The 17,800-nt window shown below is 71.2% G+C and carries 20 protein-coding genes; 5 read left to right on the plus strand and 15 right to left on the minus strand.

The features are described from left to right. Window positions 1–227: 227 nt before the first annotated feature. From MLE42_RS13020 to MLE42_RS13035, 4 genes are all read left to right on the plus strand, one after another. The gene (locus MLE42_RS13020) at window positions 228–929 is read left to right on the plus strand and encodes a DUF2461 domain-containing protein (RefSeq protein ID WP_243288316.1); all 702 of its coding nucleotides are present in this window, start codon (window positions 228–230) and stop codon (window positions 927–929) included. A 127-nt stretch (window positions 930–1,056) separates the two neighbouring features. After that, window positions 1,057–2,007, plus strand: a complete 951-nt coding sequence (locus tag MLE42_RS13025) for a metallophosphoesterase family protein (protein ID WP_243288317.1) — start codon at window positions 1,057–1,059, stop codon at window positions 2,005–2,007. Continuing rightward, entirely contained in the window at window positions 2,004–2,483 is a 480-nt protein-coding gene (locus MLE42_RS13030) for a QcrA and Rieske domain-containing protein (RefSeq protein WP_243288318.1), read from the plus strand. The genes MLE42_RS13025 and MLE42_RS13030 overlap by 4 nt, the downstream gene beginning before the upstream one ends. Before the next feature lie 62 nt (window positions 2,484–2,545). Next, on the plus strand, window positions 2,546–3,601 hold the full coding sequence (locus MLE42_RS13035) for an RNA polymerase sigma factor (protein ID WP_243288319.1): 1,056 nt from the start codon (window positions 2,546–2,548) through the stop codon (window positions 3,599–3,601). Here the strand turns inward: MLE42_RS13035 and MLE42_RS13040 are convergent. The 13 genes from MLE42_RS13040 to MLE42_RS13100 all read right to left on the minus strand — a co-directional run bounded on the left by MLE42_RS13040 (window position 3,583) and on the right by MLE42_RS13100 (window position 13,109). Beyond that, a complete protein-coding gene (locus MLE42_RS13040; RefSeq protein ID WP_243288320.1) occupies window positions 3,583–4,629 on the minus strand; it encodes a prephenate dehydrogenase/arogenate dehydrogenase family protein in 1,047 nt (348 codons plus the stop codon). The two genes, MLE42_RS13035 and MLE42_RS13040, sit on opposite strands and share 19 nt — an antisense overlap. A gap of 27 nt (window positions 4,630–4,656) precedes the next feature. Next, on the minus strand, window positions 4,657–4,887 hold the full coding sequence (locus MLE42_RS13045) for a thioredoxin family protein (protein ID WP_275975919.1): 231 nt from the start codon (window positions 4,885–4,887) through the stop codon (window positions 4,657–4,659). A gap of 144 nt (window positions 4,888–5,031) precedes the next feature. Beyond that, on the minus strand, window positions 5,032–6,105 hold the full coding sequence (locus MLE42_RS13050) for a permease (protein WP_243288321.1): 1,074 nt from the start codon (window positions 6,103–6,105) through the stop codon (window positions 5,032–5,034). A 7-nt stretch (window positions 6,106–6,112) separates the two neighbouring features. After that, on the minus strand, window positions 6,113–6,976 hold the full coding sequence (arsM, locus tag MLE42_RS13055) for an arsenite methyltransferase (protein ID WP_243288322.1): 864 nt from the start codon (window positions 6,974–6,976) through the stop codon (window positions 6,113–6,115). A 67-nt stretch (window positions 6,977–7,043) separates the two neighbouring features. After that, window positions 7,044–7,379 (minus strand): ArsR/SmtB family transcription factor, encoded by a 336-nt coding sequence (locus MLE42_RS13060; protein ID WP_243288323.1) that lies wholly within the window; start codon window positions 7,377–7,379, stop codon window positions 7,044–7,046. Window positions 7,380–7,450: 71 nt separating this feature from the next. Continuing rightward, window positions 7,451–7,870, minus strand: a complete 420-nt coding sequence (locus tag MLE42_RS13065) for an arsenate reductase ArsC (protein ID WP_243288324.1) — start codon at window positions 7,868–7,870, stop codon at window positions 7,451–7,453. 10 nt (window positions 7,871–7,880) lie between these two features. Next, window positions 7,881–8,363, minus strand: coding sequence for an arsinothricin resistance N-acetyltransferase ArsN1 family B (locus MLE42_RS13070; RefSeq protein ID WP_243288325.1), 483 nt, complete (start codon window positions 8,361–8,363; stop codon window positions 7,881–7,883). Further along, window positions 8,360–8,773, minus strand: coding sequence for a rhodanese-like domain-containing protein (locus MLE42_RS13075; RefSeq protein WP_243288326.1), 414 nt, complete (start codon window positions 8,771–8,773; stop codon window positions 8,360–8,362). The genes MLE42_RS13070 and MLE42_RS13075 overlap by 4 nt, the downstream gene beginning before the upstream one ends. A 3-nt stretch (window positions 8,774–8,776) precedes the next feature. Then, window positions 8,777–9,883 carry an ACR3 family arsenite efflux transporter gene (gene arsB, locus MLE42_RS13080; protein WP_243288327.1) on the minus strand — a complete coding sequence of 369 codons (1,107 nt, stop codon included), beginning with the start codon at window positions 9,881–9,883 and terminating at the stop codon, window positions 8,777–8,779. Next, on the minus strand, window positions 9,880–11,628 hold the full coding sequence (gene arsA, locus MLE42_RS13085; protein ID WP_243288328.1) for an arsenical pump-driving ATPase: 1,749 nt from the start codon (window positions 11,626–11,628) through the stop codon (window positions 9,880–9,882). The genes arsB and arsA overlap by 4 nt, the downstream gene beginning before the upstream one ends. Before the next feature lie 10 nt (window positions 11,629–11,638). Beyond that, window positions 11,639–12,268 (minus strand): arsenite efflux transporter metallochaperone ArsD, encoded by a 630-nt coding sequence (gene arsD, locus MLE42_RS13090; RefSeq protein ID WP_243288329.1) that lies wholly within the window; start codon window positions 12,266–12,268, stop codon window positions 11,639–11,641. A 116-nt stretch (window positions 12,269–12,384) separates the two neighbouring features. Next, window positions 12,385–12,723 (minus strand): carboxymuconolactone decarboxylase family protein, encoded by a 339-nt coding sequence (locus tag MLE42_RS13095; protein WP_243288330.1) that lies wholly within the window; start codon window positions 12,721–12,723, stop codon window positions 12,385–12,387. After that, window positions 12,720–13,109: an ArsR/SmtB family transcription factor gene (locus MLE42_RS13100; RefSeq protein WP_243288331.1), complete on the minus strand. Its 390-nt coding sequence runs from the start codon at window positions 13,107–13,109 to the stop codon at window positions 12,720–12,722. The genes MLE42_RS13095 and MLE42_RS13100 overlap by 4 nt, the downstream gene beginning before the upstream one ends. A 103-nt stretch (window positions 13,110–13,212) precedes the next feature. On the opposite strand from MLE42_RS13100, the gene MLE42_RS13105 reads away from it, so the two are divergent. Further along, a complete protein-coding gene (locus MLE42_RS13105; RefSeq protein ID WP_243288332.1) occupies window positions 13,213–14,703 on the plus strand; it encodes a M20/M25/M40 family metallo-hydrolase in 1,491 nt (496 codons plus the stop codon). Between the two features lie 27 nt (window positions 14,704–14,730). Here the strand turns inward: MLE42_RS13105 and MLE42_RS13110 are convergent, their stop codons facing one another. Together MLE42_RS13110 and MLE42_RS13115 are read right to left on the minus strand one after the other, a co-directional pair. Continuing rightward, window positions 14,731–16,752, minus strand: coding sequence for a cation:proton antiporter domain-containing protein (locus MLE42_RS13110; protein WP_243288333.1), 2,022 nt, complete (start codon window positions 16,750–16,752; stop codon window positions 14,731–14,733). Between the two features lie 4 nt (window positions 16,753–16,756). Beyond that, window positions 16,757–17,800: a potassium channel family protein gene (locus MLE42_RS13115; RefSeq protein ID WP_243288334.1), complete on the minus strand. Its 1,044-nt coding sequence runs from the start codon at window positions 17,798–17,800 to the stop codon at window positions 16,757–16,759.

Here is a 17,800-nt window from a genome sequence, read left to right on the forward strand (position 1 = left end):
ACCGACCGCCGGGTGACTACGCAGGCTGCGGGGCAGCCTGCGTAGTCACCCGGCGAGGAGGTTATGCCACCGACGCAGAAGGCCGCCGAAAGGTGGCCTTCGTCATTCAAGCAAGCCCATGCGCGCGGGCGCCTCGGCGCCTCTCAATGCGTGCTCGCGGTTGGGCCCCCGGATCGGGGGTCCACCTGGTTTTGGGCGTAACCTGATGGCACTCCCCCGGAGGCGACGTGGCTGCGAAGACGACTTCCTCTGGACTGGAGAACCCGCTGGGTCCCGGCCTCTTCCGCTTCCTGAAAGAGCTGAAGGCCCACAACGAGCGCGCGTGGTTCCTAGAGCACAAGGCGCGGTACGAGACCGAGGCCCGCGAGCCCATGCTGCGGCTCATCGCCGCCTTCAGCGGCCCCCTGGCCTCCCTCAGCCGCCACTTCATCGCCGACCCGCGGCCCTCGGGTGGCTCCATGTTCCGGATCTACCGCGACACGCGGTTCGCCAAGGACAAGACCCCCTACAAGACCCACGTCGCGGCCCACTTCCCCCACCGGGCCATGCTGGCCGGCGGCGTTCACGGGCCTGGATTCTACCTCCACCTGGAGCCCGGCGGCAGCTTCGCGGGCGGCGGCCTCTGGCACCCGGATCCCGATTCGCTGATCAAGGTCCGCCAGGCCATCGCCGCCAAGCCCGCCGCCTGGAAGGCCCTCCGGAAGTCCGGGCTGGAGATCGAAGGCGATGCGCTCAAGCGGGTTCCCCAGGGCTTCGATCCCGCCCACCCCTGCGCAGAGGACCTCAAGCTCAAGGACTTCTACACCTCCGTCGGCTTCACGAACGCTGAGGTGCTAGCGTCCGATTTCGTCGACCAAGTGGCCGCCGCCTGCCGGCAGGCCTCGCCCCTCGTCGCCTTCCTGTGCAAGGCCCTGGACCTGCCCTGGTAGCTGGAAGGACGGTTCGGCCCAGCTTCAGTTCACCTCCCCCGACATCCAGATGCCGGAAGCCGGCGTATCCCTTTGTGTCCCCCCATCGGGCGGACGGATCACCGGGCCGGGCCCGGGAGGGGGGTGCATGGCTTCGCAGATGGATCGGCTCACGTTCCTGAAGGTCATGGGCATCGGGGGCGCCGTGTTCGCCACGGGACTGCCGGGCTTCGCGGAGGCGCTCGGCCCCGCGGGCGGCAAGGCCGGTGCAGCGGCTTCGGACTTCTACTGGGTGCAGCTCTCGGACACGCACTGGGGCTTCGAGGGGCCCAAGGTCAACCCGGATGCGACCGGCACCCTGGGCAAGGCCATCGACGCGGTGAATGCCCTCGACCCCCAGCCGGATTTCGTCATCTTCACGGGCGACCTCACCCACGACACCGACGACCCGCTGCTCCGCCGCAAGCGGATGGCGGAGTTCAAGCAGCAGGCCGGCCGGCTGCGGGTCCGGCAGATCCGCTACCTGCCGGGCGAGCATGACGCGGCGGAGGACCGCGGCGAAGCCTACCGGGAGGCCTTCGGCATCTCGCACTACGCCTTCACGCACCGGGGCGTGAACTTCCTCGCCCTGGACAACGTGTCCCAGGTGGGCTCCATCCTTGGCGCCGAGCAGCTGAAGTGGCTGGCGGGCGAGCTGAGCCATACGCCCAAGGACGAGCCCCTCGTGATCTTCGCGCACCGGCCCCTCTTCGACCTTTATCCCGACTGGGACTGGACCACCCTGGACGGCCAGAAGGCCCTGGACCTGCTGCAGGACCACCGCTTCGTGACGGTGTTCTACGGCCACATCCACCAGGAGCACCACCACCGCACGGGCCACATCCAGCACCACGCGGCCACTTCCCTCATCTTCCCCCTGCCGGCCCCCGGCTCCGCTCCCAAGCGGGCACCGGTGCCCTGGGATCCGGCCCACCCCTACCGGGGCCTCGGTTTCCGGCAGATCCACACCCAGCCTCAGCTGAAGACCGGCGAGGGACTCCAGGTGCTGGCCGAGAAGCCCCTGGCCGACTCGCTGAAGGGCGCGGGGGCGCCGGCATGAGGACGGAGCCCCTCGACGGCCCGCCCCAGGTCTCGGTCCACCCGCGACGCACCTTCTGCGCCACCCTCGGCCTCCTGCTGGCGGGCGCGGCCCTCCCGGGTGGAGCACAGCCCCCCGCTCCGCCGGAGCTGCCGCCCGATCCCCACCCGCTGAAGCTCACCGAGGCCACGCGGGCGGACCTGATGCCCGGCAAGGTGCTGGACTACCGGCGGCTCGGAGCCTTCTTCCTCATGGCGGACGAGCGCGGGATCTACGCCCTGTCCGGCATCTGCACGCACCTGGGCTGCATCGTCCATTCGGAAGGCGCTGCCGGCTTCGCCTGCCCCTGCCACGGCAGCGAGTACGACGGCCATGGCGAGGTCACGCATGGGCCGGCCAAGCGCCACCTGCGGCACCTGGACGTCAAGGAGACCGACCCCCAGGGGCTGCTGCTGGTGGACACCGCCAGCACCGTGCCCCCTGAGACCCGCCTTTGACCCGGATTCCGGGCCCACCGGGACTGGCCCGGGGGCCCGTGAGGGAAGAGGATGAAGCCACGATGACCGTCCCGGTCCCCCCTTCCCCCGCCAGCCCCCTCGGAGAGGAGGACGCGATCCTCGTCCAGCAGGTCCGGGAAGGGCGGGAGGAGGCCCTCCAGCAGCTGCACCGGCGCTATGCGCCCCTGGTGTTCCACCTGGCCTGCCGCTCGCTGGACCGCGCCGCGGCCGAGGAGGTCGTGCAGGACACCTTCCTGGCGGTGTGGCGGAAGGCCGGTGAGTTCGACCCGGCCAGAGGATCCTTCCGCACGTGGCTCCTGGGCATCAGCCGGCACCGGATGCTGGACGAGCTGCGCTCCCGGTCCCGGCGACCCCAGTCCTCCGGCGATCCCCTGCTCGAGCAGGTGGCCTTGTCGGCGGAGGATCCCCTGCCCGATGAGGCCCTGTGGCGGGAGTACCAGAAGGACGCCGTGGCGGAGGCCTTGTCGGCCCTGCCGGAGCCCCAACGGAAAGCCCTGCGCCTGGCCTACTTCGCCGACCTCACCCACGAGGAGGTGGCCCGGGCGCTCCAGGTCCCCCTGGGCACGGCGAAGACGCGGATCCGCAGCGGCCTGCGGCTCCTGGAGCGGCATCTGGGCGGCCTGGTGGCCATCCTGGTCGCAGGGATGGCCGCCACGGGGACCTGGCTCTACGACCGGCACACCAGGCGGGATGCCCTGGGGCAGGAGGCCATCCACCTGCTGGCGGACAGCCAGACGAAGGCCCTGCGCCTGGTGCCGCCCGGGGCGGCCGCCGGGGAGGCCGGCCTCCACGCCGCCTACCGCAGCGCCCCGGGCGCCCGTCTCGCCGTACTGACCCTGTCCCACTTCCCGCCGGCCCCCGACGGAGAGCGCCTTGTGCTGTGGGTGCGGACCGCCTCCGGCTGGCGGCACTTGGACCTCCAGGGCCCCGACCGCGAGGGGAAGGGTCTGCAGATCCTGGAGGCTCCTTGGCTGGCGGAGGCCTGGCCCCTGGAACTCCGCATCACCCGCGAAGCCCGGCCCGGAGACCGACCCGCGGGCACCCTGGTGGTGGCCTGGGAGGGCGCGACTGAGGGCGGTCAGCCCTTGGCACCCTGAGCGGAGCGCGAAGCCCGCAGCACCGCGCGGAAGACGTCCTCGACACCCTGGCTGTCCAGGCCTGCTTCCTGGGCCCAGGCGCGGCGGGCCTGGAGCTGCGAGGCTTCCCGGTCGGGGTCGTGCACGGGGAGGCCCAACTCAGCCTTGGCGCGGCCAGCGCGGAGCACCAGCTCCGTGCGGCGGGCCAGGAGGGCCACCAGCTCCTGGTCCAGGGCGTCGATGTGGTCGCGCGTTTCCTGCAGGATCGGGGACCGCTCCCCGAGGCTGGGGATGGCCAGCTGCTGCTCGTCCGCGCCTTCGGCCACGGCTTCCGCCAGGGTCTGGTGGATGGCGGAGAGGGCCTCCAGCAGGCCTTCCCGGGCCCCGGCGGCGAAGGGGTTCTGGTTCTGGAGGGCGGCGAAGAGGTGGCCGGCGTCCTCGCGCACGGACTCCAGCGTGCGGGCGATGGCGTGGAAGGAGGGCGGCGTGAAGGGCAGCTCGGCCCCGGCGCCCACGGCCAGCAGGCCCTTGGCGATGAAGAAGGTGAGGGCGTGGGTGGTGGCCATGACCCGGTCGTGGTCCTCGGGGCTCTGGCGCAGCACCTCGCAGCCCAGGCTCTCGAACAGGGCCTGCACCCGGTCGGCGGTGGCGGGATGGTGGGCCGAGGGGCAAAGCACCACGCGCAGGGGCCGCTCCGCCCGGGCCAGGCTCACGGGCCCGAAAAGGGGATGGGTTCCGGCGTGGGGGATGGCGTCCCCCAGCTGGGCGTCCATCAGGGCGCAGGGGCCCGACTTCACGCTGCCCACATCGAAGACCAGCTGGTCCGGCCGGAGGTGGGGCCGCAGGCTCGCCAGGGCCGCGGCCTGGGCGGCCACGGGCACCGCCAGCACCAGGCCCTCCGCGTCCACCAGGTCCTGGAGGCCGGCGGCCCGGCGCTCGGCGGGGACCTCCGCGGCGGGATCCCAGGCCCGGTAGCCATGGCCGGCCTCGCGGAGGAGCTCGCCCAGCGCGCGCCCGAAGCGGCCGTAACCCAGGATGCCGATGCGCATGAACGCCCCTCGCGGTGTGGGGAAATCCTACCGCAGCAGGTCGCGGATGGCCGCCACCGTGGGCACGTGGCCCTGGCTCTTCACCGCGCCATCCACCACCAGGCCCGGGGTGGACATCACCCCCCGGGCCACGATGTCCGGATACTCCGTGACCTTCACCAGTGTGAAGTCCACCCCCAGCTCCTTCGCGGCTTCCTCGGCCCGCTCCGCCAGCAGCTTGCACTTGGCGCAGCCGCTGCCCAGGATCTCGATCTTCATGGCATCACCTCATGATTAACAGGCATGAAAATCACACGCAGAGAACGCGGAGGGATAGGAGGTACGGAGAGAAGGGAAGGCCAGACCTTCTCCGCGCACCTCTGCTTTCTCCGCGTTCTCTGCGTGAGTGGTTTCCCTTGCAAGTCATAGCAGCGTATTGAACAGGAAGCCCACCAGCACGATGCCCGCGGTCACCACGCCCAGGAACACCGCCAGCAGCCGGGGCTTGAGCACCTTGCGGAGGATGACGGTCTCCGGCAGCGACAGGCCCGTCACCGCCATCATGAAGGCCAGGGCCGTGCCCAGGGCCGCGCCCTTGGCCAGCAGCACCTGCACGATGGGGATGATGCCTGCGGCGTTCGAGTACAGGGGCACGCCGATGAGGACCGCCAGGGGTACGCTCCACCAGGCGGACTTGCCCATGACGCGGGCCATCAGCTCGGCGGGCACATAGCCGTGGAGGAACGCGCCGACGGCGATGCCCATGAGGACATAGAGCCACACCTTCCCCACGATGTCCTTCGTCGCCTGGAGCGCCAGGTCCAGGCGCGCCGGGAAGCCCAGGGTGGCGTCGGAGGCCTTGGAGGCTTCAAAGGGGATCTCCAGGATCCAGGGTTCCAGGTGGCGCTCCATGCGGAGCTTCCCGAGGATCCAGCCCGCCACGAAGGCCACCGCCACGCCCGTCACGGTGTAGAGGAGGGCGATGCGCCAGCCGAAGAGGCCGAAGAGGAGGAACAGCGCCACCTCGTTCACCATGGGCGCCGACACCAGGAAGCTGAAGGTGGCGCCCAGGGGCACGCCCACCCGCACGAAGCCGATGAAGAGCGGCACCGCCGAGCAGGAACAGAAGGGCGTGGCGATGCCCAGCAGCGAGGCCAGCAGGTTGCTCCAGGCGCCGGTGCGCTTGGCCAGCAGGTCGCGGGTGCGCTCGGGGCTGATGAACGTCTGCACGAAGCTGACGCCCAGCACCACGGCCCCGAGGAGCATCAGCACCTTGGGCGCGTCATAGGCGAAGAAGGCCACGGCCTCGCCCAGGCGGCTGCCCGGGGCCAGGCCCAGGACCCGGAAGGCCAGCCAGTCGCCGGCCGGGTGCAGCACGACGTAGAGGCCGATCCAGGCCGGGAGGGCGGCCAGCAGCCACCCTCCCGATTTCCAGAAACCGCCGCCCGGAGCTGACGTCGGCGCGGCACAAGCACAGCTTTTCGAAGCATCCGTCATGACACCCTCACCCGCAGCAGCCAGGGGCGCAGCAGGCCCGATCCACCGCCTTAGCCGCCTTGGTGGCTTCCACCTGGACGCTGAGCACCGAGCTGGCCAGGTGCTCCAGTTCCTCCGGACTCATGCCCGGGTAGCGCTGCTTCGCCAGCGCCATCAGCTCCGGCGAGAGTTCCGCCAGGCCGAAGCGCCGCTCGGAAGCCACGGTCACGCCCCCGAAGCCCGCGGCGCGGATGGCGGCCAGGTAGTCGTCCTTGAGCATGGCGCCGGACACGCAGGCGGCGTAGATGTCCATGTCCTGGAGCAGGGCCTCGGGCAGGGGCCGGGCCAGCACCAGATCGGAGACGTGGAGGCGGCCACCGGCCTTCAGCACACGGTAGGCCTCGCGGAAGACTTTGGCCTTGTCCGGGGCGAGGTTCACCACGCAGTTGGAGAGGATCACGTCCACGCTGGCGTCGTCCACAGGCAGGGCCTCGATGTCGCCCTGGCGGAACTCGACATTCCCGTAGCCATGCTTCCGGGCCAGGGACGTGGCGCGCTCGATCATCTCCGGCGTCATGTCCACGCCGATGACGCGGCCTTCGGGGCCCACGCGCTGGGCGGCGAGGAAGGCGTCGAAGCCCGCGCCGGAGCCCAGGTCCAGCACGGTCTCGCCGGGCTTCAGCGCGGCCAGGGCCACGGGGTTGCCGCAGCCCAGGCCCAGGTTGGCGCCCTCGGGCACGGCGGCCAGGTCCTTCGGGTCGTAGCCCACATCCAGGCTGGCGTCACCGGGAGCGCAGCCGCAGGAGGCGGCAGGCCCACAGCAGCTCTGGTTCTTGCTGACGAAGCCGGCGTAGCGGTCGCGGACGGCGGATTTGAGGGTTTCGGGTTCCATGGTGGGGCCTTTCAGATGGAGGTTTCCCGGGACACCGGAGGCATCCACGTCCCAGGACGATGGAAGGTCAGTCCCTGTCGCAGCAGGGCGAGGTTGGCGGCGGTTCCGCCGCGCCACCGGCGCAGCAGTCCTGCCAGATGTAGTCGGTGAGGGCGTGCAGCACGCCGAAGTCGGCGCGGTAGCGGAGCGTGGTGCCTTCCCGGGCCACCTGCACCAGGCCGGCGTCGGCGAGGGTGGCCAGATGATGGCTGAGGGTGGAAGCCGGGATGTCCAGGCGCGACTGCAGCTCTCCGGCGGGCGTCCCCGCCTCGGGGCCCTGCACCACGCGGCGCAGGATGGCCAGGCGGACCGGATGCCCGAGGGCCTTCAGTCGCTCTGCCGCCTGTTCCACACGCCCGGTCATGGTCTCCTCCTGTCTTAATTCTATGTTTGTCGAAATAGCGTGCAAGGTCTAATTTCGATTTTTTTCGAAATTCAGGAAACCCAGCCCCGCTCCCGGCCGAGGGCCTCCAGGCGGCGGGCGATCTCGTCGCGGGCGGCGCGGAAGCGGGCGCGGAGGTCCTCGGGGGCGAGGGCCGGGTCATCGCTGGCCGGGTCGGGGATGGGCCAGTGCAGGCGTTCGGCCCGGCCCAGGAAGGCGGGGCAGACTTCCTCGGCGCAGAGGGTGATGACCAGGTCCACAGAGGCCGGGTCGATGTCCGACACGGGCTTCGAGGTGTGCGTCGAGGCATCGATGCCCCGCTCCGCCAGGGCCTCGAGGGCGTAGGGGTTCACGCGGCTGGGCCGGCTGCCGGCGCTCTGGATGCGGAAGCCCGGGAACATCCGGCGGGCCAGGCCCTCGCCCAGCTGGGACCGGGCGCTGTTGGCCACGCAGAGGAAGAGGATCGAGGTCATGGTCATCCCTTCAGAGCAGCAGTTCCCAGAAGCCCACATCCACCCAGGCGCCGAACTTCCAGCCGGCCTCGGTCATGTGGCCCACCTTCCGGAAGCTGAGTTTTTCGTGCAGCCGCACGCTGGCCTCATTGGGCAGGCTCAGGCAGCCCAGGGCGGAATGGAAGCCCCGCTTCCGGAGCTCGTCCAGCAGCGCCTGGTAGAGCGCGGCGCCCTGCCCCTTCCCGTGGTGGCCCTGGGCCAGGTAGATGGTGGTCTCCACCGCGAAGCGGTAGGCATGCCGGGTGCGCCAGGTGGAGCCGTAGGCGTAGCCCCGCACGACGCCGTCCTCCTCCCACACGAGCCAGGGATAGGTTGCCGTCACCTTGGCGATGCGGGCGCCCATCTCCGCCGCCGAGACGGGCTGCTCCTCGAACGTGATGATGGTGTCCCGGATGTAGGGGTTGTAGATCTCGGCCAGGGCCGGGGCGTCGGTGGGCAGGACGGGGCGGATCATCGGTGGCCTTTCCGGGGGCGCAGGACGCAGGGACAGGGCCCGTAGAGGAGGGCCGCGGCGTCCGTCGCCACGGGCAGGCCCTCCTGGTCCCAGAGGAGCATGCCGCCGTTGAGGCAGGCCACCTGGGTGAAGCCGTGGTCGAGCAGCAGGTGGGCGGCTTCCTTGGTGTAGACACCGGCGCTGTCGGCCAGGAGGAGGGGACGGTCCGTGGGCAGCTCGGCGAGCAAGCCAGAGAGCTCCTCGTGGGGGATGCGGATCGTCTCGGGCACCTGGAAGGCCTTCATCTCCGCCAGCTCATCGAGACGGAGGTCCACCAGGACCGCGCCCTCGTTCAGCACCGCCAGCGCGTCCTTCGGCGCCAGGAAGCGCAGCCCCTGGATCACCATGCCCCGGCCGTCGAAGATGGCCATGGTTCACCTCCTGTGGGAATCCGCCGAGGGTTCGGTGGCCGGGCCACCGGCGGCTGCGACCTCCTCCGCGCTGGCGGCGTACCACTTCCGCCGCAGCCAGAGGGCCACGTTGACCAGGCCGATGAGCACGGGAACCTCCACGAGCGGCCCGATGACGGCCGCGAAGGCCGCCCCGTGGGCGATGCCGAAGGTGCCGACAGCCACGGCGATGGCCAGCTCGAAGTCATTGGAGGCGGCCGTGAAGGAGAGGGTGGCCGTGTGGCCATAGGGGGCGCCCAGCCGGTGGCTGATCCAGAACGAGACGAAGAACATGATGAGGAAGTAGAGCAGCAGGGGCAGGGCCACCCGCGCGACGTCGAAGGGGACCCGGACGATGCTGTCGCCCTTCAGGCTGAACATCACCACGATGGTGAACAGCAGCGACACCAGGGTGATGGGGCTGATCGCCGGCACGAAGCGATGGTCGTACCATTCGTGGCCCTTCATCCGGACCAGGACCAGGCGGGTGAGGAGACCCGCGACGAAGGGAATGCCCAGGTAGATGAGGACCGTCTTGGCGATCTCGCCCATGGTGATGTGGATGGCCACCCCGTGCAGGCCCAGCCAACCCGGGGCCACCGTGAGGAAGAACCACGCATAGACCGAGTAGAGCAGCATCTGGAAGACGGCGTTGAAGGCCACGAGCCCCGCGCAGTACTCGCGGTTCCCGCAGGCCAGGTCGTTCCAGACGATGACCATGGCGATGCACCGCGCGAGGCCCACGAGGATGAGGCCCGCCATGTACTCGGGCTTGTCGCGGAGGAAGAGCACCGCCAGGAGGAACATGACCACCGGCCCCGCCACCCAGTTCTGGATGAGGGAGAAGGTCAGGACCTTCCGGTTCAGGAACACCTTCCCCATCTCCTCGAAGTGCACCTTCGCCAGCACGGGGTACATCATCAGGATGAGCCCCGCGGCGATGGGCAGGCTGGTGGTGCCCACGTTGAGGCTGTTGACCGCCCGGTTGAAGCCCGGGACGGCGTAGCCCAGGAGGATGCCCAGTCCCATGGCCAGGAAGATCCACAGGGTCAGGTAGCGGTCCAGGAAGGCGAGGCGCTTGGGCGCGGTCATGGGTGGACTCCAGGGGAAAGGGCGGGATCTGCCGCGAGGCAGGCGAGGGGCTCGAGCACGACGGAGGGCGTGTGGCGGAGGAGCTCGTCCAGGAAGCGGGCCTCCTGTCCCTGGCGCGCCTTCAGGATTGGATCCGTGACCGCCAGGGGCGTAAGGCTCTGGTTCACCACCCAGGCGAAGGGATGGATCCCCGCGCGGGCGAGGTCCCGCTCCAACTGCATGGCCTCGTGGATGGGCGTGGCCTCCGGAAGGGTGACGAGCAGGATGCGCGTGAAGGCCGCATCGCGAAGCCGCGGCAGGAGCTGCCTCACCGCTTCCGGCACATCGCTGGCCTGGCGGAGCACCTCCCGGTGGTAGGCCTCCGCCGCGTCCAGCAGGAGCAGGGTGTGCCCCGTGGGGGCCGTGTCGATGATGACGAAGCCCTCCCGGCCCTGGGCCACCGTCTCCGCGAAGGCCCGGAAGACGGCGATCTCCTCCGTGCAGGGCGAGCGCAGATCCTCCTCCAGGAGCGCGCGCCCCGGGGCGTCCAGGTCCGGCTCCGCCGCAGCCAGGACCTCGGCCCGGTACTGGTCTGTCACCCGCCCGGGATCGATGCGGGTCACCCGCAGCGCGGGCGGCCGCACGCCGACAGCCGCCTCCACATGGGCCGCCGGGTCCGTGGTGGTGAGCGTGACCGGGAAGCCCGCGCCGGCCAGCCGCAGGGCCAGGCGGGCCGCCAGGGTGGTCTTCCCCACGCCGCCCTTGCCCATGGTCATCACGACGCCCTTCCCCTGGGCCGCCAGACGGTCCGCCAGGGCTTCCAGCGTGTCGAACCGCGACGGGTCCACCGCTTCCCCGGCCGCTTCGATTCGCGGCGAGCCGGCGTCGCCGCCCATGCTCCGCAGGGCCTCCAGGCCGACGAGGCCGTAGGGCAGCAGGGGGACGGTGGTGCGGGGCAACCCCCGGAGCCCCTCGGGCAGGTGGCCCAGGGCCTGGGCTTCCCGGGCCTGAAGCTCCGCGGCGACGGGGTCCGAGGAACCCATCGCCCGGAAGAGGCCATTGAGGATCAGGTGGACCTGCCGGAGGCCCAGGTGGGCCAGCTCGATCCGGGTGCGCTCCGCTTCCCGCAAGGAGGCCTCGTCGGGCCGGGCCACCAGCACGAGGGTGGTGCGGCCGGTGTCCCGGAGGGCGGCCTGGGCGGCCGCATAGAGTTCCCGCTGGGCCGAGAGCCCCAACAGCGGCCCCAGGCACGAGTTCCCTCCGACATTGGTCTCGATGAACGTGGACCAGGCCGCGGGAAGTTCCAGCAGGCGCAGGGTATGGCCGGTGGGAGCCGTGTCGAAGAGGATGTGGTCGAAGGCGGCCGTCCGGGCCGGATCGCCCAGCAGGCGGGAGAACACATCGAAGGCCGCGATCTCCGTGGTGCAGGCCCCCGAGAGCTGTTCCTCCATGCTGGCGACGACCGCCTCGGGGAGCAGGCCCCGAACGGGCGCGATGATGCCCTCCCGGTAGGCGCGGGCCGTCTCCTCCGGATCGATGTTCAGGGCCCGGAGGCCCGGCACCCCCGGGACCGGCAGCGGCTCGCCGGAAAGCGCCGTGCCCAGCACCTCGTCCAGGTTGGAGGCCGGGTCCGTGCTGACGAGCAGCACCCGCTTCCCCACGTCGGCGAGCGCGATGGCCGTGCTGCAGGCCGCGGAGGTCTTGCCGACGCCCCCCTTTCCTGTGAAGAACAGGAGCGGCGTGGGATGGGGAACCAGGAGAGCCATGAGATGCGCTTCAGCGGCAGGAGCTGGGGGTCTGGCCGGTGCCCGCACCGCCTTCCATCGAGGCAGCCGGGAGCTCGGACCCGAGGTCCGGGGCCTCGATCCGGCTGCGGGAGGGCTGGGCCAGGTAGCGCTCCGCCAGGCCCAGGACGGACTTGGCGGGAACCTGCTTGACGCTCTGGGCCGTCTGGACGGCCCGGAGCATGTCCTCCCGCGACACGCCGAGGCGCCGGGCCTTGTCGTAATGGAATTTGAAGCAGTTCTCGCAGTTCGACGCGACGGCGGCACCGATGGCGACGAGCTCCTGGACCGCCTCCGTGAAGAGGGATGGTTCCGGAGCTCCCAGTCCCACCCATGCGGCGAGTTCCTCCCTCGCTGGGTAGCGTCCGCGGCTCCGGACCTGGCCCTCCACCTTGATCAGCGGCAGGGCCTTCTCTCCTTCACCCTGGAGCGCCGCCTTGACCTCGGGATCCTGGGCGAACGCGAGGGGCTGCTGCGCGAGGTTGTACCGCTCCACGGCCACGTCTTGCGTCTTCACCCAATCCAGATCCGCGGAGAAGCGCACGAGCTTGGGATCCACGGAGGGACCGCAGACGCCGGTGGCGCAGCACATGGGGGGATCGAACACCTGGACGCGGATCACGGGACCTCCTCTGGCGCTGAGTTCACCTGTTTCGATTCCGGCCTCCGGCCCGCCCCATCGCGGGCCGGGAAGGCCGCGATCGGGGAGGACAAGCGATCCGGAGACATGAGGGCTCCCTAGCCGCAGTCGCAGTCGTCGCCGCAGTCGCCCTTCTGGCCGCCCGCCTCCTCGCAGGCACAGGCACCGCCGCAGCAGCCGCCAGCGCTCTCGCCCACCAGCGTCGTCTGGGCCAGGGCCATGATCTGGGAATGGGGGTCCCCCTTCACGCGGAGGGCCATGTTCACGGCCTCGATCATGTCCTCCTTGGAGACACCCAGCTCCTCCAGGCGGCTCTGGTGGGCGCGGAAGGCCCGCTCGGCGTTGGAGCCGATGGCGGCGCCCAGGGCGATGAGGTTGAGGGTGGTCTCGCTGAGGCCGGATTCGGTCGAGGTCTCAGTCTGGGCCTGGGTGGTCATGCATGCTCCTTGAGGGTGCGTGAAGGGGGACAGTCGGCGGGATCGCAGACATCGCAGCGGAGGGCGCGGGCCTGGGCCCGGTCGCGGGAGAGCTCGGCCTCGGCGCCGGCCATGAGGGGCCACAGGGCCTCCAGCAGGGGGCGGGTGGCGGCCTCGTCGGAGAGGGCCACGTGGACCCAGCGGCCCACCTTCCACTCGCGCACCAGGCCCGTGCGGCGCAGGCCGGTCAGGTGCTCGGAGACGGTGGAGGGGGCCAGGCCCAGCACCTCGGCCACCTCGCAGACGCAGAGCTCGCCTGCGTGCAGGAGCGCGAGGATGCGCAGGCGCACGGGATGGGCCAGGACTTTGAGGGTGTCCACGAGGGGGCGGAGGGGGTCGGAGGTCATTTCGCAATTTCCCGAAACATCGTCATCATACCGGCCGAAAGGAGCATTGCCATACCTCGTTTTTTGATGTTTGATGAAACCAGCCTTCCCCACAGGAGTTCCCATGCTGCGGATTCCCTCTGCCCTGGCAGGGCTGGCCCTGGCCGCCCTCCTCCAGGCCCAGACGCCCTTCCCCCCGGCTGCCCCCGCGCCCTCGCCGGTGCCCATCCTGAAGGAATACCCGGACACTCCGGCCGGGAGGCTGCTACGCGAGATCAAGGACCACGCGGAGGTGGTGGCGCGGGTGGAATACCTGTCGGACGTCATCGGCCCCCGGCTCACGGGCTCGGACAGGCTGCGACAGGCCCAGGCCTGGGCCGGGGCCGAGATGGCGCGGCTGGGGGCCGCGAACATCCATGAGGAGGCCTACGACTTTGGTCTGGCCTGGACCCGCGGCACGGACGGCGCCCGGCTGCTCACTCACAACGGCATCCGGTTCCGGGTGGACCAGCAGGCCTGGACCCCGGCCACCCGGGGCGCGATCCAGGGCGAGCTGCTGCTGGTGGACGCCCGGAACCTGGCGGAGTTGCTGGCCTTCAAGGGGCAGCTCAAGGGGAAGATCCTCCTGCGCACCAACCCCGACGACAAGCGGCCCCCGCTGGCGCGCCGAGGGGCGGACTTCGCGGCCTACCAGGCCGAGCAGGCGGCCATGACCCAGTTCCTCCAGGAGGAGGGCGCCCTGGCGGCCCTGACCATGTCCGGCCGGAAGAACGGCCTGGGTTTCGCCTCCGGCGGCGCGGGCCGCGATCCGCAGAAGGCGGGCCTCCCCGCGGCCTACGTGCCCCAGGAGCCTTACAAGATGCTGCTGCGCCTGCTGGCCCGGAAGGAGCCCGTGAAGCTGGAGCTGACCCTCGGCGGCGCCTTCTCCAAGGCCCCCGTCCAGGCCTTCAATGTGGTGGGCGAGCTCCGGGGCAGTGAGCGGCCCGACGAGGTGGTCCTCCTCGGCGCGCACCTGGACAGCTGGGACCTGGGCACCGGCGCGACCGACAACGCCACAGGCAGCGCCATCGTCCTGGAGGCCCTGCGCGCGCTCCAGGCCACGGGCCTGAAGCCCAAGCGGACGATCCGGTTCGTGCTCTTCAGCGGTGAGGAGCAGGGGCTGCTGGGCTCCCGGGCCTACGTGGAGGCCCACCGGGCCGAGCTGGACGCCATCCAGGCCGTGCTGATCCACGACATGGGCACGGGCATGGTGAAGGGCTTCACCCTCCAGGGCCGCGAGGCCTGCCGCGGCCCCATGGCCCAGGCCATCGCGCCCTTGAACGACCTGGGCGTGAAGGACCTCTCGCTTCGCGTCATGGGCAGCACGGACCACGCGCCCTTCGACCGGGCCGGCGTGCCCGCCTTCGCCGCCATCCAGGAGCCCGCGGACTACTTCCTGGGCACCCATCACAGCCAGATGGATTACCCCGACCACCTGGTGCCGGACCAGCTCGTGCAGGGCGCCCAGGCCATGGCCGTCACCGCCTGGGAGCTGGCGGAGATGCCCGGCCGCCTGCCCCACGGGGTGAACCTCCGGCCCCCCACCGGGGCCGTGAACCCCTCGGCCCCCCGCTGAGTGGCCCGCTAACTGGCCCCGCGCTGGCTAGCTCCGCCCCGGCTCGCGTCCCAGCAGCGCCTCGGCCTGATCCAGGGCCGAGGCCGGGCCGCTGAGGGCCAGCAGGTCGCCCGCCTGGAGGCGCGCCTCGGGCCGGGGCTCCAGCAGGTGTCCCTCCCGCAGCAGGGCCACCAGGGCCGCCCCTGAACCGCCCGGCAGATCCAGGTCTCCCAGGCTGCGGCCCAGCGAGGGGCAGCGGGGCCCGATGCGGAGGGTGCGCCAGCCCCCGGCCGGAGCCGCGGAGGCCGCGCTTGGATCGCCCCAGGGATCCCGGGCATCCGTGCCCATCCAGTCGGCGCCGGCGTCCAGGTCCCTCTGGAGGCCCCTGGCCCGCCGCCAGAGCAGCAGCGGGATCGCCAGGGCCGCGGCCGCGCCCAGCGCGCCCAGGGAGGCGAGGGGGATGAGGGCCGAGACCGCCGCCAGCACAGGCAGGCCCGTGAGCAGCAGCACGCCAAGGCGCAGGCCCGTGCGGAAGGCGCGGCGCATGTCGGGGCGGCTGCCCAGGCCGCCGGGACCCGGGAGGTCCAGCAGGCGCTCGGCCAGGGTCCGGGTGCGGCGCACCATGCGGCTCACCAGGAGGCCCACCACGACCACCGCCGCCAGCAGGACCGCGCCCTGGGCCAGGGTGTGCCCCAGCGCGCCCCGCCCTTCGAGCCAGGTGGCGCCCAGCCGCATCACCCGCGGGGCGAGGACCCCCACCAGGCCGATGAGCACCGCATCCAGCAGCAGGCGCAGGAAGGTCCGCCGCACCGCGACCCCCGGGGCCTTGCGAAGCGCCGGGGCCCGCAGGGCGGCGGCCCAGGACTGGTAGAGGCCCAGGTAGGTCTTCAGGGCCACGGGCAGGTGCCGCTCCACGAACCGGGCCGCGGGCTCCCCTCCGCTGAGGAGCGCCGGCGTGGCCAGGGCCGTGGCCACGCCGATGGCCGCCAGCAGGGCGTAGCGGGAAGGGTCCACCACGCCCAGGCCGATGCCCGCGCTGAGGAGGATGAACCCGAACTCCCCCACCTGCCCCAGGGCGAGGCCCGCGCGCACGCCAAGGGCCAGGGGCAGGCCCGCGAGCGTGGCCCCCACAGTGACGGAAAGGGCGTTCACCACGATGACCAGGGCGGTGAAGAGCAGCACCAGCGGCCAGTCGCGCGCCACCACCGCCGGTTCCATCAGCATGCCCACCGCCACGAAGAACATGGCCGCGAAGAGGTCCCGCAGGGGGTGGACCAGGTGCTCCACCTTGCGGCCCCGGCCGGATTCGCAGACCAGCATGCCCGCCACGAAGGCGCCCATGGCCACGGAGAAACCCGCCCAGGCCGCCAGCTGGGCCAGGCCGAAGCAGAGGGCCGCGGCCACCACCAGCAGCACCTCGTCCCGGGCATGGTCCGCCACCCAGCGCACGGCGCGGGGCACCACCAGGCGGCCCATGCCGATGAGCACGGCCAGGAAGGCAGCCAGCTTGAGCAGGGTGCCCGCGATGGCCCTGGCGCTGGGTCCGCCCAGGGAGGCCGCCGCCGTGAGCGCCGCCAGGAGCAGCACGGCGTGGAGGTCCTCCACCAGCAGGACGCCCAGGATCGTCTCCTTCAGCGGGCCCCGGATGCCCCGCTCGTCGAAGAGCTTGGCCAGGATCATGGTGGAGGCGATGGCGAGGCTGGCGCCGAAGAAGGCGCTCTCCAGGGGCGGCCACCCCAGCAGCCGCGCCGCGAGGAAGCCCACCACCAGCTGGGTCCCCACCTGCAGCGTGCCCGTGAGCAGCGCCTGCGGCCCGGCCTGCAGCAGCTTCGACAGGCTGAACTCCAGGCCGATGGTGAACATCAGGAGGATGACGCCCAGCTCGCCCATGAGGCGCACGTTGTCCAGGTCCGCCACCAGCGGCACGGGCACATGGGGGCCGACGATCATGCCCGCCAGGAGGTAGCCCAGGACCGCCGGCTGCTTCAGCTTCTGGAAGAGCACCGAAGTCAGCGCGGCGACGCCCAGCACCATGGCCAGGTCCAGCAGGAGGCGCGCGTGCCCCTCCACGGCCTCAGCCCTTGGCCAGCCGCGTGAGGGTCTCCAGCGCGTCCGGCGGCCCCATCACCAGTAGCTCGTCGCCCTTCTGGAAGCGCTCCTCCCCGGAGGGATTGAACCGCAGGCCGGAACCGGGATGCACGAGGCCCACCAGCAGCGAGCCGGTGGCGTGGCGCAGCCGGGCCTCCCGCAGGGTCTGGCCCACCAGGGGCGAGCCGGTGGCGATGGCGATGCGCTCCAGCCCAAGCTCCAGCTGCTCCTGCTGCAGCACGATGTCGAAGAAGTTCATCATCTCGGGCTTGAGCAGCAGGCCGGCCATGCGGCGCCCGCCGATCTCGTAGGGGCTCACGATGTGGTCCGCGCCGGCGGCCTTCAGCTGACGCTCGGTGCCCAGCTTGGCGCTCCGGGCCACCACGGGGATGTCCGGACGCATCTGCTTGACGGTGAGGGTCACCAGCACGTTGTCGGCGTCGGTGGTGAGGGCCGTGATGAGGCCGCGGGCCCGCCGGACGCCCGCGCGCTCCAGCACCATCTCCTCCATGGCGTTGCCGTAGAGGATCATCTCACCGGCGAAGCGCGGGCTGCGGCCCTTGGTCTCGTCCTGCTCGATGATGACGAAGGGGATGCCCGCCTTCTTCAGCTCCCAGGCGGCCTGGAAGCCCATCTTCCCGAAGCCGCAGACAATGATGTGGTCCTTGAGGTCGTCCAGACGCTTCTGCATGCGGCGCTCCATGATGTAGCCCTTGAGGTCCCCCTCCAGGAGCAGGGCGGTCAGGTTCGATACGGCATAGGAAGCCGTCCCCAGGCCGATGACGAGGTAGAAGATGGTGAAGAGCTTGGTCTGGGCGTTCACGTCGCCCAGCTCCCGGAAGCCCACGGTGAACAGGGTGGTGACGGCCATGTAGAGGCTGTCGAGGGCGTTGAGGTGCGCCAGCTGGTGGTAGCCGAGCCCCCCGCACACGATGACCGCCACCAGCAGGGCCAGGGTGTACTGCAGGCGCCTCAGAGGGACGGCCTGGCGCCCGTTCCGCTTCTCGGGAAATGGCGTCCCGCCCCTCAC

It is taken from the genome of Geothrix terrae (genome assembly GCF_022808775.1).
In the GTDB taxonomy this organism is placed as follows: Bacteria; Acidobacteriota; Holophagae; order Holophagales; family Holophagaceae; genus Geothrix; species Geothrix terrae.

What these genes read in the sequence shown, in the direction of transcription:
- MLE42_RS13025 (WP_243288317.1), top strand. Translation starts at nt 1,057, where the DNA reads ATGGCTTCGCAGATGGATCGGCTCACGTTCCTGAAGGTCATGGGCATC.
- MLE42_RS13030 (WP_243288318.1), top strand. Translation starts at nt 2,004, where the DNA reads ATGAGGACGGAGCCCCTCGACGGCCCGCCCCAGGTCTCGGTCCACCCG.
- MLE42_RS13035 (WP_243288319.1), top strand. Translation starts at nt 2,546, where the DNA reads ATGACCGTCCCGGTCCCCCCTTCCCCCGCCAGCCCCCTCGGAGAGGAG.
- MLE42_RS13040 (WP_243288320.1), bottom strand. Translation starts at nt 4,629, where the DNA reads ATGCGCATCGGCATCCTGGGTTACGGCCGCTTCGGGCGCGCGCTGGGC.
- MLE42_RS13045 (WP_275975919.1), bottom strand. Translation starts at nt 4,887, where the DNA reads ATGAAGATCGAGATCCTGGGCAGCGGCTGCGCCAAGTGCAAGCTGCTG.
- MLE42_RS13050 (WP_243288321.1), bottom strand. Translation starts at nt 6,105, where the DNA reads ATGACGGATGCTTCGAAAAGCTGTGCTTGTGCCGCGCCGACGTCAGCT.
- arsM (WP_243288322.1), bottom strand. Translation starts at nt 6,976, where the DNA reads ATGGAACCCGAAACCCTCAAATCCGCCGTCCGCGACCGCTACGCCGGC.
- MLE42_RS13060 (WP_243288323.1), bottom strand. Translation starts at nt 7,379, where the DNA reads ATGACCGGGCGTGTGGAACAGGCGGCAGAGCGACTGAAGGCCCTCGGG.
- MLE42_RS13065 (WP_243288324.1), bottom strand. Translation starts at nt 7,870, where the DNA reads ATGACCTCGATCCTCTTCCTCTGCGTGGCCAACAGCGCCCGGTCCCAG.
- MLE42_RS13070 (WP_243288325.1), bottom strand. Translation starts at nt 8,363, where the DNA reads ATGATCCGCCCCGTCCTGCCCACCGACGCCCCGGCCCTGGCCGAGATC.
- MLE42_RS13075 (WP_243288326.1), bottom strand. Translation starts at nt 8,773, where the DNA reads ATGGCCATCTTCGACGGCCGGGGCATGGTGATCCAGGGGCTGCGCTTC.
- arsB (WP_243288327.1), bottom strand. Translation starts at nt 9,883, where the DNA reads ATGACCGCGCCCAAGCGCCTCGCCTTCCTGGACCGCTACCTGACCCTG.
- arsA (WP_243288328.1), bottom strand. Translation starts at nt 11,628, where the DNA reads ATGGCTCTCCTGGTTCCCCATCCCACGCCGCTCCTGTTCTTCACAGGA.
- MLE42_RS13095 (WP_243288330.1), bottom strand. Translation starts at nt 12,723, where the DNA reads ATGACCACCCAGGCCCAGACTGAGACCTCGACCGAATCCGGCCTCAGC.
- MLE42_RS13100 (WP_243288331.1), bottom strand. Translation starts at nt 13,109, where the DNA reads ATGACCTCCGACCCCCTCCGCCCCCTCGTGGACACCCTCAAAGTCCTG.
- MLE42_RS13105 (WP_243288332.1), top strand. Translation starts at nt 13,213, where the DNA reads ATGCTGCGGATTCCCTCTGCCCTGGCAGGGCTGGCCCTGGCCGCCCTC.